This is a genomic window from Exiguobacterium sp. s35 (assembly GCF_018617535.1).
Classification (GTDB): Bacteria; Bacillota; Bacilli; order Exiguobacteriales; family Exiguobacteriaceae; genus Exiguobacterium; species Exiguobacterium aestuarii.
This window is the reverse complement of sequence record NZ_JACSKI010000001.1, coordinates 800,445-815,478: the sequence shown is the minus strand read 5'-3', so window position 1 is coordinate 815,478 and position 15,034 is coordinate 800,445. Positions and strand designations below refer to the sequence as shown.

The window sequence follows — 15,034 nt, the reverse complement described above, 5'->3', positions numbered from 1 at the left end:
AAACTCGGTCCCTTTGAAGGGAACCGAGTTTTTGTTTTGAACTTTGATTATTCTTTTTTCGCAGCTGCCAATTCGGCTTCCATTTCACCGAATTCACGGTTGATGCGTTTTTGTTCTTTCTGGCTTGTAAAGTTACTGACAAGTACGATTGCCAACATACTTAAGAAGAAGCCAGGAACCATTTCGTAAAGGACAGTTGAGAGTCCAGTGACGATCCAAAGAATAACTGTGATAGCACCTACAAGAATACCAGCAAGGGCACCTTGGCGTGTCATCTTGTTCCAATAAAGTGACAATAGGATTGCTGGTCCGAATGCAGAACCGAAACCGGCCCAAGCATAACCAACGAGTGTCAAGATTGTACTAGAAGGGTTGAGTGACATAAGTGTCGCTACAAATCCGACGAGTAAGACACCGATACGACCAGCGCGTACCATTGTTTTTTCACTTGCTTCTTTATTAAAGAACTTGCGATAGAAGTCTTCTGTCAAAGCAGACGACGTAACGAGCAGTTGTGACGATACAGTCGACATAACCGCTGCAAGAATCGCAGCTAACAAGAATCCAGTGATGAACGGGTGGAACAAGACTTCAGAGAATCGAATGAAGACTGTTTCCGGGTCACCGAGCGGATTCCCTTGTCCACGGAAGTATGCGATTCCGACGAAACCAGTCATGACTGCACCGATGATTGATACTGTCATCCAGCTCATTCCGATGCGGCGAGCTGTTTTCAATGATTTCACATCACGGATTGCCATAAAGCGAACGATGATGTGCGGCTGACCGAAGTAGCCAAGTCCCCAAGCGAGGAGACCGATAATTCCGAGTGTCGTTGTCCCTTTGAAGAGATCGAACAAGTCGGCATTAATAGTTGTTGCAGAGTTGACAGCAGTGTCCACTCCACCGAGATCCGTTAAAGCAACAAATGGAACGAGCACGAGTGCCAAGAACATGATGACACCTTGTGCGAAGTCCGTCCAACTAACTGCCGTGAACCCACCGAAGAGGGTATACAAGATGACGACACTAATTGTGACGATGACACCTGTCTGATAGTTTAATCCAAATGAGCTTTCAAACAACTTCCCACCAGAAACAAGTCCGGCTGACGTATAGAACGTAAAGAAGATGATGATGACGGATGCAGATAGGATCCGTAGCCAGTTCGAGTGATCTCGGAACCGATTCTCTAAGAAGTCTGGAATCGTAATCGAATCGTTCGCCATCTCTGTGAAGACGCGAAGTCGTGGAGCAACTAACAAGTAGTTCAAGTAAGCTCCGATGACCAATCCAACGGCTAACCAAATTGCTGATAGTCCAGTTGCATACATTGCACCCGGTAGTCCCATTAACATCCAACCACTCATATCCGAAGCTCCGGCTGACATGGCTGTAACTCCTGGCCCCATTTTACGGCCACCTAACATATAATCTGATGAATCGGTCGTTCGCTTATACGCAACGTATCCGATAAGAAGCATCATCACGAGATAAAGCGCGATTGATACCCATTCTTGCCATAGCATTGAATTACCTCCTATTAAGTTAAGAAAATCTATTTCATCAAACTCGTTCGCGATTGTGTGAAGACATCACACAGTCAAAAGCAAAAGTTGAAAAGGCGAACTTGTGTCTTACCTTACCGAACGATTTAAATGATTGCAAACTGACACCTTTTCATAAAAATGGCTCTAAAGCCCGTCGTATCAACGGATGAGAGTGAAAATGAGGTGTAAAAAAGTTTAAATATTCTGAATATTTGAAATGTTGAGGACTTCCCTGTGTAACATCTCTGTAATATTAGACCTGATTTTTTCAGAAAAAACGAAAAAGAAAGAGCATGATTCACATGCTCCTTCCCTGATTATTGAAAAGCTTTCTCTTCGACAAGACGCATCGTCGGGAAAGTCTGCCCCGATTTCGCCTGCATTGTAACCAAAATATATGTCTCATTTTTGTGTTGCATGATAAACACCATCGTATAACCCGACTCATCAGTATAGCCCGTTTTCGTAGCGGTCACATACTTCGAGTAGTTGATACTTCGTTCATTGACGGATGAACCGAGGTGATACCACCAGCGTCGTTTACCATTTCCGTCTTTATCATTGAATTCTGCCTTAAATTCATATGTACCGGCAATTTCAACGAGTTCGGGATATGTACTAAATGCGTAGGCAATCTTGGCCATATCGTTTGCCGTCGTATAATGGTTCGGATCCGAATAGCCGTGAGCATTAACAAAGTGAGTACCTGTTAATTCCAACACGTTTGCACGTTCGTTCATCAATTGAACGAACGCCTCAGTCGACCCGCTCGTGTATTCTGCCAAACTGTTTGCGGCATCATTACCTGATTCGAGAAGAGTCGCATAGAGCGCTTGACGTACCGTCAACGTATCTCCAATCGCAAGGTGGGCAATATGGCTATCCCAAGGGATATCGAGTGTCGAAGACTGAATTGAAATGAGCGGCTGATCGAGTTCGTTCGCTGCCGATGCTTTTTCGTAGGCGAGTAGGGCCGTCATCAATTTTGTCGTACTGGCCGGAAAAACACGATCGTCAGCATTTTTGTCGATCAAGATTTGCTGTTTGTCTACATTTACGAAAGTCATCGCGCCAACAGGGATATCCTCGTTTGCAATCAACATCGTATCACTAGGATTCCAAGTACCCATCTCGATTTCAGGAAACACTGGGCCTTGTTTCATCGGTTCGACTTTTAATGTGGCGGCTTCTGCAGGCTCTGGCGATTCTTTATCCTGTTTGAATCCGACTAACGTCGGGATCAGTGCGACAATTCCGAGCAATACTATTGCTGCAATCATTCTTCGCATGATGTACGTTCTTCTTCGGTGTCTCCTTCTACGGGTCAAAAAAGTCCCTCCTTTCATCGTTACTCTATAAACATAATAGAAATTGTAGATGTTTTGCGCTCATAAAATAAATAACTAGGTCAATGATTCAAGATGAAAGAAATGCGTTTCGGGTATAGAGATAAAGATGCTCACAAAAGGAAAGGGGAATGTATCATGCATCGATATCCGTTTACGAGCTCTATCTGGCGACAACATGATACCGGGACATTATATCCACCATTAACGGCTTCAGAGTCATCTGAAATCGTCGTTATTGGGGCAGGTATTGCTGGTCTGGTCTGTGCGTATGAACTTCAAAAGCGAGGGAAGCAAGTCACGCTTCTTGAAGCGTTAGAGATTGGTCACGGGACGACAGGACACACGACGGCCAAGTGCTCTGTCCAACATGGAACGATTTATCAGAAACTGATTAGTCACTTCGATGAAACGACTGCCCGTCTATACTACGAATTTAATTCAGAGGCACTTATCTATTTAAAAAATCAAATAGACGAGGGATTTGACTGTGATTATTCGATTGAAGACTCTTATTTATACTCTACAGAACCAAATGAGGAACTATCTAAAGAGCTCGATGCTTATCGTCGTTTAAAACTGGATGGTGGGGAGGCGACCAATGAAGTCAGTGACGCACTGCCTTTTCAAATAGAGCAAGCGCTTGTGATTCGAAATCAAGCACAGTTCCATCCGGTCAAATACTTACGTGAATTGGCAAATCGATTTGTCGGTCTCGGCGGAAAGATTTATGAACAAACGAGAGCGTTCGAGGTAAGTCAAGGTCCTCGACCAATTGTCACGACTTCAACAGGAAGAAGAGTGCAGGCAAATCAAGTCGTGATTACAACCCACTATCCCTTTAATGACTTACGAGGTTTATACGTATCAAAATTCTTAGTGGAACGATCTTATATCGTCGCTTGCGAAACGGACGCAACACCGCTAAAAGGGATGTATTTGAGTGTCGACCGCGACAGCCGCTCGTATCGGACATATGAAGACAACGGAAGAACTTTTATGTTGGTCGGGGGAGAGGGCCATACAGCGGGACAGGTGACAGACACCCGAAGTCGCTATGAACGTCTAGAGCGCGATGCGCAACACCATTTTAAAACGATGCGTGCAACGTATCGTTGGTCTTCTCAAGATCTTATCACTTTGGACTCGCTTCCGTATGTTGGGCAAATGTTCAAACGGAAACCAGACATCTTAATAGCGACAGGATTTCTAAAATGGGGGATGACGAACGGGATTGCAGCGGGAAATTTACTTGCAGACCAGCTCACCGGTCGTCCAAATCGTTTTTCAGAATTGGTGTCTCCGCTTCGAAAAACCGTCAAACCATCTGGTGTTGGTCCATTTGTCAAAACCAATCTTGATACGGCAACACAATTTGCGAAAGGTGCCGTGGATCGCGTCCTCGAACGTCGGGACGTCGAGGACCTTCAACTAGACGAAGGTGGTATCGTACAAGTGGACAACCAGACGAAAGGCGTATATCGAGACCTCGATAACCATTGTCACGTAGTCAATCTGACATGCACACACCTCGGTTGTACAGTGAAATGGAATAATGCGGAACGGACATGGGACTGTCCTTGTCACGGGTCACGTTTTGATGCAAAAGGGGCTGTGCTGGAGGGTCCAGCGACAAAACCACTTCCCTACAAGAAGCGAGAAGATTTGTAAACTAGTATAGGCAAAGGTTGACAGCTATAATAAAGTAGAAAGAGAATAGACAAACTTATAGGGGTGAATGACAGATGGAACTAACAAAAGAATGGCGTGAACATTTTAAGCAACTACGTGCTTTCGATGAAGCACTCTCTCTCTTATACTGGGATATGCGTACACAGATGCCGGAACAGTCGGCACCGCTTCGGGCGGAAACAATCGGTTATTTGTCGACTGAGGCATTTAAACGACAAACGAGTGAATCGTTCGCATCTTTACTAGGACGAATGACTGAGGAAGAGGGTCTGTCTGATGTCGAAGCGCGTTCGCTTGAAGTCGCAAAAACTCAATATGAACGAAATGCGAAGATTCCTCACGATGAGTATCAAGCATATGTGACGCTAGTATCTGAAGCAGAAACCGCATGGGAGAAAGCAAAAGACCAAAATGATTGGGACATGTTCGCTCCTTATTTAAAGAAAATTATCGGATTCCAGCAGAAATTTGCGGAATATTTCGGCTATGAGAAACATCCATACGATGCCCTTCTTTATGATTTTGAGCCAGGGATGACAGTCGAACTTCTCGATCAACTATTCGCTTCGCTCCGGGATGAGCTTGTACCACTGATTCAGCAACTTCCAAAAGAATCACTTTCAATGGACTGGTCAATGCCGGCAGACGTACAGGAAAAGATTTGTCACGATTGGATGAATGTCGTCGCATACGATTTATCACGTGGGCGTCTCGATGCGACCGTCCACCCGTTCGAAATCACCATCAATCGTCGTGACGTACGAATCACGACAAAATATGATGAAACTGATTTTCGGAACGCCTTGTTCGGAACGATGCATGAGGCGGGACATGCGACGTACGAGCAACAAATCGATCCGATGCTTGACGAACTCGGTCTAGGCGGGGGAGCATCAATGGGAATCCATGAATCGCAGTCACTTTTCTTTGAGAACTTTATTGGTCGGAGCGAAGCCTTCTTACGTAGCGTGTATCCGAAACTCCAAGAGCTTTACCCAGCATACGGAGAAATCGACTTTGATACGTTCTATCGTGGAGTGAATGAAGCGAAACCTTCTCTCATCCGGATCGAGGCGGACGAGTTGACGTATAGTCTCCACATCATTATCCGCTATGAGCTCGAGAAAGCGCTCATTCAAGGAACGTTATCCGTCGATGAGCTCCCGGCTGCATGGAATGAGAAATATAAAGAGTATCTCGGTCTCGACGTGCCATCGAATGCTAAAGGTGTGCTCCAAGATGTACATTGGGCTGGTGGTTCGTTCGGCTACTTCCCAAGCTATGCGCTCGGGTTGATTTATGCCGCTCAATTGACGGAGTCTTTGAAAAAAGACCTTCCTCAGTTTGAAACATTGATTCAAGACGGTGAGATTGAACCAATCAAAGCGTGGCTACAGGAAAACGTCCATCAATACGGAAAACGCCTGACACCGAATGAACTCATCCAACAAGTGACGGGACAAGAAATCTCGGTGCAACCACTCATCCGTTATCTGACTGACAAGTATCAGACCGTAGCCAAATGAAACGATTCGCGCATCGAGGTGTGATGGCATTACAACCTGAGAACACGATGTCGGCATTCAGACTCGCGCTTTCTGCGGGGGCAGAAGGGATCGAGACCGATGTTCATTTGTCCAAAGATGGTGAGCTCGTTCTCATCCATGATGAGACGTTGGAGCGAACGACTGACGGAAACGGTTTGGTATCTTCATATACGCTTGACGAACTGAAAGCATTTAACGCCGGTGTACGACATTCTCAACAAGAAGTAATCCCGACACTACAAGAACTCCTCGAACTGGTTCGGGATGAATCGATCCGATTAAATCTTGAGGTGAAAACCGATGTGCTTCGATATGCTGGAATTGAGTCCCGAATACTCGACATAATCGAGACTTCGGGCATAGCCCCATCTCGTATCCTCTTCTCATCGTTCAATCATCAGACGATTCATCGATTGAAAAAGATGCGTCCAGATATCGAGGCAGCAATCTTACTTGCTCAACCGCTGTATGACATTCTCGGATATCTCGAATCCGTAGGTGCCGATTCAGTCCATCCGCATATCGAGCGCATCACGGACGAAGAAGTGCGATGGTTGCAACAACATGATATTGCTGTCAGACCCTACACGATCAAGACGAAGGCTCAACTCGAGCGCTGCCGAGTGTTACAAGTCGACGCTATATTCGTCAATGATGTTGAATGGGCAAGTAAAACCCTTTAGTCGCAGACTAAGGGGTTTTACTTTGTCGAGATTGGGAATCTACAATAATGTAAAGGTTGCGCTTTCATCCGTTAACATATCGGAGCACATTCAGGACATAGTGTCCCCTTTACGTCACTGTCGGATTGTCTTAAGTTTAAGATGTCACCGAGCTACATAGCAATCAGATGTAGCACACCATGTAGCACTGCATCACACTTGTTGTATGCAAATCGTAGGTTACCGTAGACAAAAGGAGGAAATTTCACATGAAGAAGTTGATGTCTTTACTGGGTACACTAGCACTGGCCTTCGCTTTCATCCTACCGGTTAGCGCCGATGGACATGAAAATGCAATGGTCCGTGTGCTACATGCTTCACCTGATGCACCGGCAGTTGACGTGTATGTGGATGGGGAAGTCGCGGTCGAGGGAGCAGAGTTTAAAGACCTTACTGATTACTTGACACTTCCTGCAGGAGATTACAACGTTGAAATCAAGCCAGCAGGTGACGCAGAAACAGTCGTCGTTGCAGCTGACCTTTCAATTGAAGCAGGCAAATTCTACACAGCCGCTGCGATCGGTCAACTTGAAAACATCGAAATCGCTGCAATGGAAGATGATGCGAACTTTGAAGATGGAAAATCTAAAGTTCGTGTCGCACACTTTGCACCAGATGCACCAGCAGTGGATGTCGCACCTAAAGGTGGAGACCCACTCTTCTCGAACCTTGAGTTCAAAGCTGTGAGTGATTATGGCACACTTGATGCTGGTACGTATGACCTTGAAGTTCGTCCAGCAGGTGCGACGGATGTTGTGAAAGCACTTGATGGTGTGGCACTCGAAGGTGGTAAAAACTATACTGCATTCGCAATCGGTCTCCTTGAAGGAGAACCAGCGTTTGAAGTACTCCTTGCTGCTGATGGCGGAGAAATGGCAATGGCGCCTGAAACAGGACAAGGTGGTCTTGCTCAAACAGCTTCAATGAACTGGTTGCTCGCAGCAGCAGTAGTTGGAGCGGCAGCGGCTGGATTCTACGTCTTTCGTCGTCAGAAGCAAGACGCTTAAACTTGTATTCTTAGGAACCATCGGATTTCTCGTATGGAGCGCGCAAGCGGAAGCCCCAGAAAAATCGTTCATCATGCCAAAGGCTGAATTCGCTGAACCACTCGTGTTGACTTCTAAACAAGTCGATCGGCAATCGTTTCATTCGAACAGTTTCGTCCCATCCCGACTCGTCATTCCTTCAATCGATGTCGATACATCGATTGAAGCGGTCGGGAAGGATGAGGCTGGAAGGATGGATACGCCTTCTAACGTGAACCAGGTCGGTTGGTATCAATATGGGGCGAAAGCAGGCGCGACAGGAAACGTCGTCTTGTCAGGTCATCTCGATGACTTGAACGGTCCAGCCATCTTTGCGAACCTAGGTCAGCTACCAATCGGAGAAGTGGTGACGCTCCAACAGGATGACCAAGTCGCAACGTATGAAGTCGCTAGTGTGAAACAATATCGTCTTGATCAAGTCCCGCTCGCATCAATCTTTGCGGCGACTCAAGCAAAGCGGATTCAACTGATCACGTGTGCAGGGCCATACGATGAGAAACTAGGGTATCGTGACCGTATCGTCGTCACGGCACATTTAATTGAAACGAAATAAAAGTAGGAGATGCAAACTTACATGTTGCATCTCCTTTTTCATGTCTCATAAAAATAGACCCCAACCAATGTGGCTGAGGTCTGTTCATGGATTAAGCGTCCATGCGGTCTAATAATTTTGAGAGTAAAATGAGTTCTTCATCAGAGAAATCAGTGAATACATCCATCAAATATTCGATCTTCATGCTTTCTAACGTTTCGAACAACTCACGACCTTCATCTGTCGCTTGAAGTTCGACGACACGGCGATCCCGCTCGCTGCGTTCGCGAGAAATCAATCCTTTTTTCGTCAACTCATCAGCGAGTGCTGTGATCATCGAAGCTGAAAATTGAAACTCATTCGACAAAGCAGAGGCGATTTGAGGACTCTGTTGACAAAGAGAACGTAGAATGAAGAATTCATTACGAGTCAAATATTGTGAGAACATCGAGCGGAGATTTTTTTTCACTCCACGATAGTTCATCCGGATTCCACGTTCAGCATCAGCGACGAGCTGACGACGTGAAGCAGTTGGTACAGGTGTTGTCATCCTCGAAACTACCTCCTAGTGATAATATTATTCATATATACTTCAGAACATAGAAACATTCTACATTAAAAACATGTTGTCTGTAAAGTTATAAAGGCTCGTCTTTCGCACGGATTTGTTGAATGATGTCCTCATAATGTTTCAAGTCAGGATAAAATCGTCTAAAGAAGAATTCGATTTGCGGGTCATCACCTTCTGCCAACAGTTTGGCCAGGACAGCGTATACGACACCCATTCCTTGTCTCGGTAAGAGGGAGGAGGGGAGTAGTGTCGCACATTGTACGGCTTGCGTATAGTAAGTCGAAAGCGTGTCGTTCAAATCTTTGAACGTTCGGATGTCTGCATAATGGAACATCCGAGTCAATTCAACGATTGCCGAGAGATCGGTCTCAAGCAACCATTCACTTTGGAAGATGGCATTGTCTAGTTTTTCAACGGTCTGGTCGTTGGCGATATAATAGTTCAAATTGTCTCGAGTAATTGCCACTTTCTCAGGAGAATCAAGAATTTGTTCAACAGTTTCTTGTTCGAATGTCCGCAATTGTTTCCGGATATTCACAAACTCAGAATCAGCAATCTCTAGCAGTCCGGCGACACGACTGAAACTTCGTTTGATTTCAGGTGGGACGGCATTTGGATTTTTGTAACCGAGGTCATGCTCAATTTCGGCCCAAGCATGCTGTAGAATCGAGCGGACTTGAATTTCCGCTTCTTTTTCTGCAAAGCGACGGTATTCACCGAGAGCGAGTCGTTTCTCACTCAACTCCACGACATAATGTACAGACAAATAACCGAACTCGTTGGAATCAAGCAAAGTTGATTTATCAATTGACTGTTCTCGGTCAATGGTGAACTCGTCCTCTAATATTTGTGCGACAGTTCGCACATCATCATGAAAGTATGTGACGATACGGATCCCGGCAAGGTCTTGGACATCACGTAACGATCGATATTGATAAGGTTTACGAGATAATTTGGCATAGAGACTATCCGCCTCTTTAGCACGGGCAACTATTGAATGAAACTGGATTCCGGCTTCCGTCAATAATTCACTGAGGAGTGCCTTCAGTTTAGTGGCAAATGCTTCGTAATCTTCTTTTTCATTCAAGTATTCAAGCATGATCGTGTTCAAGTCTTGTTTCGGCACGGAACTCACTCCTTTTCTCTGTCTTTAGTATATCATCTCCATTACGAAACGATATGGTAGCATATGTACAGAGGGGGAATGAAGATGAACCATACATTCCGGTCATCCGAGAGAGAAAAACTAGAAATCATCGCAGGTTTACTACAACAGGCCGATTATCGGATATCCCGCATCCGAGAAGATGGGAATCAATATGTCGTGACCGCGCGCTTGGAGGGGCGGGCTACAATCGAAGGTGAACGTGAACGTATCGAAGGAATCGTGCAACATTTCGATGTGGAAGAGTGGACACTCCACGAATAAACGGTGATGATTCATGTTTATACCCTCATTTTTCGGGAATAACAAAAACAGTGAAATATATGACTGTGAACGTTTAGGAGGATGGGGCATGTTAGAAACAAGGGTAGTAAATGATATGACGACGGTGGACCATGAAGTGAACGAGATGGTTTCGGGAGGATGTGTGAACGAACACATCTATTTATTTGCCAAAGACGAAGAATTGACGATTCGATTGGCGGCAGAAGCAGGTGTCCAACCGTACCGTATCCCGGAAAAGGGGATGTTCGAGTCGTTGCTCTCAAAATTCACGAGCAATTCGGAAGATCGGATGGAACAGATGGAAAGCTTAGGTCTCACGAAAGAGATGGTCGACTCACTCGAGCGTGAAATCAAGGATGGTAAAATTGTATTAGTCTGCGATAAATGACAATGGACCGGTAGCCCGGTCCATTTTTTTAGTGCTTCGTTTGATAATAGGCATTGACGATTCGGCGCAACGATTGCTGGTCGAGACGAAGCTTTGAAAAGCCTGCATCTTTTAACAATTGTTTTGTGTTCTCGTCATGGAACGTGATATTCCGGTTCAAGTATGGATTGAATACCTTCACCATGTCGTTAAATGACTGTTCGACAGAGCTGAGTGTGTCTGTCGGTGTCTCCGTAATCGTCAAGTGTGGGAACGAGAGTGACTCTTTCATATAATCGAGCATCATCTCATTGCGTGGTGGCGAGTCATTCGTGACGTTATAAATCGTATCTGCTTTTGCATGCTCGATCGCGGCTAAAAGCACGTCCGCGACATAATCGACCGGAACAAGGTTCGAGGTACCAGTGGCTGACCCGATTAAACGGATTGACTCAACGCTATGACCACGCCGTTCCAGTTTACGTTTGAACAATTCAAGTGCACGCATATACCCATACATCGTGAATTTCGAATCCGCTTCTCCGGTTTTAGAGTCACCGACGATGATTGCCGGACGAAAGATCGAGACGTCGAGCTCATCTCGTGATTGCCAGACCGCCTGTTCGGCATGTGCTTTGCTTTCTTCGTATGGATTTAAAAACGATTGCGACACATCATATAACGTCTCGCCACCGATTTCTTTTGCCCCGAGTGTATAAGCGGTGCTCACATGGAAAAATCGAGGTGCATCAATCAACTTGGCCAATCGAAGGGCCTCTCTCGTCCCGGTTAGATTCGTTTCGAACAATTCTTCTCTTAATTCTTCGTCAAATTTGACGAGTGCTGCCATGTGTAGGAATAAGTCCACTTTTCCCTTGTGTGAATCGATGAATCGTTCATCGGCACCGAGTGCGCGCGCCGTCAAATCGCCAGGCAACACATCGATTGATTTTCTTTCTTCCGCCGTGAACTGGGCGTTTACTTTCTCCGGTGTTCGGGCGAGCATACAGATTCGATGCCCTCGTTCGATCAACTCTTTAGCGAGTCGTCCCCCTAAAAATCCTGTTCCACCAGTCATAAAAATATACAATCGCGTTCTCCCTCTCTGTGACATTCTGCATCCATCATATCAAGTCTCGTCAGATGTAGCCACTTTGCGTCTTTTAAAAATTCATGTTTAAAAAAAATCGAAGTCGGTTAAGAACTATAGAGAAGCGTACGAACGGTGCGTAAAGACAGCTTGCCTGTCAAATCCATTGAAGTGAGGTTTTTTAGAATCATGGCAAATCTATTCGGAACAGACAAGGATGACGTAGCAAAGAAGCAACAAGACATTGAGAAAACGGTTCAAGAAAAAAATATTACCCAAATCCATCTTTATTTCTCAGATGTACTCGGTGATTTAAAACTCTTGACGCTTTCGGCAAAATTGTTGCCTGAGGTTTTTGAAGGAAAAACAATGTTTGATGGTTCTTCAATCAACGGATTCTCTTCCATCAAAAACTCCGACTTATTCTTGAGACCGGATTTAGATCGTCCACGTTATGAGCAAGATGGTGATGAGAGTATTTTGGCGTTCTTCTGCGATGTGTGTACACCAGAAGGTGAACGATATGAATATGATCCACGGAATGTGTTGAAAGATGCACTTGAACGAGCTGCACGAGACGGCTACTCGGTATTCGTCGGCGCAGAACCTGAATTCTTCATCTTTGATGAAAATGGAGAGTTTTATGACGAAGCAGGTTACTTCTCGACGCGTTCAGAAGACAAAGGTTATGAAGTACGTCAACATATCGCAAACCGATTGAGCAATGTCGGATTCAATATTGAAGCGGTTCACCATGAAGTTGCTCCTGCGCAACATGAGATTGGTATCAAGTACGACGATGCGCTCCATACGGCGGACAACATTCAATTCTTCAAAGAAATCGTCAAAATCGCGGCAAAAGAAAAAGGGGCATCTGTCTCATTCTTACCGAAGCCGTTACGTGACGTGAACGGTTCTGGGATGCACTTGAACATCTCGGTATGGAAAAATGACGAAGACGGGAAAGCGACGAACAATGCGTTTGATGAGGCCGACGCGGATTATGGACTTTCTCAAACAGCACGTCATTTCATCGAAGGGATTTTAAAGCATGCCCGTGCGACGGCTATCTTTACAAACCCACTGCCTGAGTCATATGAGCGTCTCGTTCCTGGATTCGAGGCACCGGTCAATATTTGCTGGAGTCCGTCGAACCGCAGTTCGATGATTCGAATCCCAGCTTCCCGTGGAAGCGCGACGCGTGTCGAGGTTCGAAACCCTGACCCGAGTGCTAACCCGTATTTGGCACTTGCCGCCCTCATCTACGCTGGTTTAGAAGGGATTGAGCAGAAGCTTGAACCATCTAAGCCGAACGAAGACGACTTGTTTGAGTATTCAGCTAAACAAATCGAGAGCCAAGGAATCGCTTCGCTCCCTGCGACGTTCCATGAATCGATTCAATCGCTGAAACAAGACAACTTCCATGATTACTTTAACCACAATATGATCGATCGCTACTTGTCACTCATTCAAGTACGCAAATAAAAAATGACGCCAGCCGATTCAATCGGCTGGCGTTTTTTAAAGATTAATGGATTCCGCGCATATATACTTTGATTTTTGGTGCGAGTGCGAACAGAATCAAGCTTAAAACGATGGCAACACCACCGATTACCCCGAAATAGAGCATCTCGTTCTCAGGTGAGTAGAACTTGACGAGCTGTGCGTTGATTCCTTGTGCGGCAGCGTTCGACAAGAACCAGAGTGACATCGTTTGAGCGGAGAATGCTGCTGGTGCAAGTTTTGTCGTAGCCGACAAACCGACCGGCGATAAACTTAGTTCTCCCAAGACAACGATGAAGTAACTCAAGACGAGCCAAAGCGGGTTGACAAGGGCATCCGGACCGCTGAAGTAAGCAGGAAGTAGGATGACCAAGAAACTGATTCCGGCAAACAAGATCCCGAAAGCGAATTTCGTCGGGATGCTTGGCTCACGGTCTCCAAGGCGTACCCAAAGCCAAGCAAAGACCGGTGCAAGTAGAATGATGAAAAGCGGGTTCAACGATTGGAACCAAGCTGGAGACAACGTGAATCCGAAGAATTCAAGGTCAGTCCGTGTATCCGCATAACTCGCAAGGATTGTTGCCCCTTGCTCTTGAATCGCCCAGAACATGACGGAGGCGATGAAGAGCGGGATATAGGCAATGATGCGTGAACGCTCAACCTCTGTCGTTTTTGGACTGCGATACATGATGATGAAGTAAACTGTTGGAATTGCGATTCCGAACACCCCGACGAGCGAGATGAATGTGTTAATCGTGAACCAGCCGAGTGGGATCAAAATCGCAAGTAAGATGGCGATTCCGATTGTGACAAGGCTGACGATTCGAATCGTTTTCTTTTTCTCATCAGGAGATAACGGGTTCGGTACGTATGAGCCAGCAAGGCCAAGGTTCGTTTTACGCGTCAATACGAAGACGACGAGTCCAACGAACATCCCGATGGCAGCAAGGGCGAAGCCCCAATGGAAGCCGTAATCTTTTTGAACTTGTCCAACGATGAGCGGTGAAATGAACGCGCCCAAGTTGATACCCATGTAGAAGATACTGAATCCAGCGTCACGACGGCGATCCGTTTCACTATACATATCTCCGACTATACTTGATACGTTTGGTTTCAATAAACCCGTACCAATAACAATCAACGCCATCGAGATGAATAAGAAGACGACACTACCTGGAATCGAGAGGACGATGTGTCCGAGCATGATGAACACACCACCGTAGAAGACCGCCCGTGACGTTCCGAATACTCTGTCCGCAAGCCATCCCCCAATGACCCCTGACATATAAACGAGTGCACCATAGACGGACATAATCGAGAGCGCGACGTTACGATCGAGCCCGAGTCCACCTTCAGAAACCTCATAGTACATATAGAATACGAGGATGGCCCGCATGCCATAGTACGAGAAACGTTCCCAAAATTCAGTGAAGAATAAGGTGAACAACCCTTTCGGTTGTCCGAAGAAGCCTTTTTGTGGAACACTGTCCACGATTGTCTGTTTATCGATCCTTTCCATGAAAGATCCCTCCTTAACCGTTTTATCATAAAAAGGATTATTATGATTGTAAAGTGAATTGAATGATAATTTCAAATTTTAATAAAGATGCAAAGAATG

Annotated in this window: 14 protein-coding genes; 8 read left to right on the top strand and 6 right to left on the bottom strand. The window is 45.6% G+C overall.

Going from position 1 to position 15,034, the window contains the following annotated elements:
- Positions 1-47 precede the first annotated feature (47 nt).
- On the bottom strand, positions 48-1,529 hold the full coding sequence (gene putP, locus KNO75_RS04195; protein ID WP_214787963.1) for a sodium/proline symporter PutP: 1,482 nt from the start codon (positions 1,527-1,529) through the stop codon (positions 48-50).
- Positions 1,530-1,867: 338 nt separating this feature from the next.
- The gene (locus KNO75_RS04190) at positions 1,868-2,839 is read right to left on the bottom strand and encodes a D-alanyl-D-alanine carboxypeptidase family protein (RefSeq protein WP_214819972.1); all 972 of its coding nucleotides are present in this window, start codon (positions 2,837-2,839) and stop codon (positions 1,868-1,870) included.
- A gap of 195 nt (positions 2,840-3,034) precedes the next feature.
- Between KNO75_RS04190 and KNO75_RS04185 the strand changes: the two genes are divergently transcribed.
- The 5 genes from KNO75_RS04185 (at position 3,035) to KNO75_RS04165 (ending at position 8,456) form a co-directional block, all read left to right on the top strand.
- Entirely contained in the window at positions 3,035-4,567 is a 1,533-nt protein-coding gene (locus tag KNO75_RS04185) for an FAD-dependent oxidoreductase (protein WP_214819970.1), read from the top strand.
- 74 nt (positions 4,568-4,641) lie between these two features.
- The gene (locus tag KNO75_RS04180; protein ID WP_214819968.1) at positions 4,642-6,114 is read left to right on the top strand and encodes a carboxypeptidase M32; all 1,473 of its coding nucleotides are present in this window, start codon (positions 4,642-4,644) and stop codon (positions 6,112-6,114) included.
- A 23-nt stretch (positions 6,115-6,137) separates the two neighbouring features.
- Positions 6,138-6,818 carry a glycerophosphodiester phosphodiesterase gene (locus KNO75_RS04175; protein ID WP_251126040.1) on the top strand — a complete coding sequence of 227 codons (681 nt, stop codon included), beginning with the start codon at positions 6,138-6,140 and terminating at the stop codon, positions 6,816-6,818.
- A gap of 248 nt (positions 6,819-7,066) precedes the next feature.
- Complete coding sequence (locus tag KNO75_RS04170) at positions 7,067-7,864, top strand: DUF4397 domain-containing protein (protein WP_074034410.1); 798 nt, start codon at positions 7,067-7,069, stop codon at positions 7,862-7,864.
- On the top strand, positions 7,809-8,456 hold the full coding sequence (locus KNO75_RS04165; RefSeq protein WP_251126039.1) for a class F sortase: 648 nt from the start codon (positions 7,809-7,811) through the stop codon (positions 8,454-8,456). The genes KNO75_RS04170 and KNO75_RS04165 overlap by 56 nt, the downstream gene beginning before the upstream one ends.
- 91 nt (positions 8,457-8,547) lie before the next feature.
- On the opposite strand, the gene KNO75_RS04160 is transcribed toward KNO75_RS04165, so the two are convergent.
- Both KNO75_RS04160 and KNO75_RS04155 read right to left on the bottom strand, forming a co-directional pair.
- Positions 8,548-8,985 carry a MarR family winged helix-turn-helix transcriptional regulator gene (locus KNO75_RS04160; protein WP_074034413.1) on the bottom strand — a complete coding sequence of 146 codons (438 nt, stop codon included), beginning with the start codon at positions 8,983-8,985 and terminating at the stop codon, positions 8,548-8,550.
- An 88-nt stretch (positions 8,986-9,073) separates the two neighbouring features.
- Positions 9,074-10,132, bottom strand: a complete 1,059-nt coding sequence (locus tag KNO75_RS04155) for a GTP pyrophosphokinase (protein WP_224861169.1) — start codon at positions 10,130-10,132, stop codon at positions 9,074-9,076.
- Positions 10,133-10,216: 84 nt separating this feature from the next.
- Between KNO75_RS04155 and KNO75_RS04150 the strand changes: the two genes are divergently transcribed.
- Both KNO75_RS04150 and KNO75_RS04145 read left to right on the top strand, forming a co-directional pair.
- Positions 10,217-10,435 carry a hypothetical protein gene (locus KNO75_RS04150; protein WP_214819964.1) on the top strand — a complete coding sequence of 73 codons (219 nt, stop codon included), beginning with the start codon at positions 10,217-10,219 and terminating at the stop codon, positions 10,433-10,435.
- Positions 10,436-10,523: 88 nt separating this feature from the next.
- The gene (locus KNO75_RS04145; RefSeq protein ID WP_214692491.1) at positions 10,524-10,844 is read left to right on the top strand and encodes a YflT domain-containing protein; all 321 of its coding nucleotides are present in this window, start codon (positions 10,524-10,526) and stop codon (positions 10,842-10,844) included.
- 28 nt (positions 10,845-10,872) lie between these two features.
- On the opposite strand, the gene KNO75_RS04140 is transcribed toward KNO75_RS04145, so the two are convergent.
- Complete coding sequence (locus KNO75_RS04140) at positions 10,873-11,913, bottom strand: SDR family oxidoreductase (protein WP_214794938.1); 1,041 nt, start codon at positions 11,911-11,913, stop codon at positions 10,873-10,875.
- A 189-nt stretch (positions 11,914-12,102) separates the two neighbouring features.
- On the opposite strand from KNO75_RS04140, the gene KNO75_RS04135 reads away from it, so the two are divergent.
- Positions 12,103-13,398, top strand: a complete 1,296-nt coding sequence (locus tag KNO75_RS04135) for a glutamine synthetase family protein (protein WP_214787979.1) — start codon at positions 12,103-12,105, stop codon at positions 13,396-13,398.
- A gap of 43 nt (positions 13,399-13,441) precedes the next feature.
- Here the strand turns inward: KNO75_RS04135 and KNO75_RS04130 are convergent, their stop codons facing one another.
- Positions 13,442-14,935: a peptide MFS transporter gene (locus tag KNO75_RS04130; RefSeq protein ID WP_214787980.1), complete on the bottom strand. Its 1,494-nt coding sequence runs from the start codon at positions 14,933-14,935 to the stop codon at positions 13,442-13,444.
- Positions 14,936-15,034 lie beyond the last annotated feature (99 nt).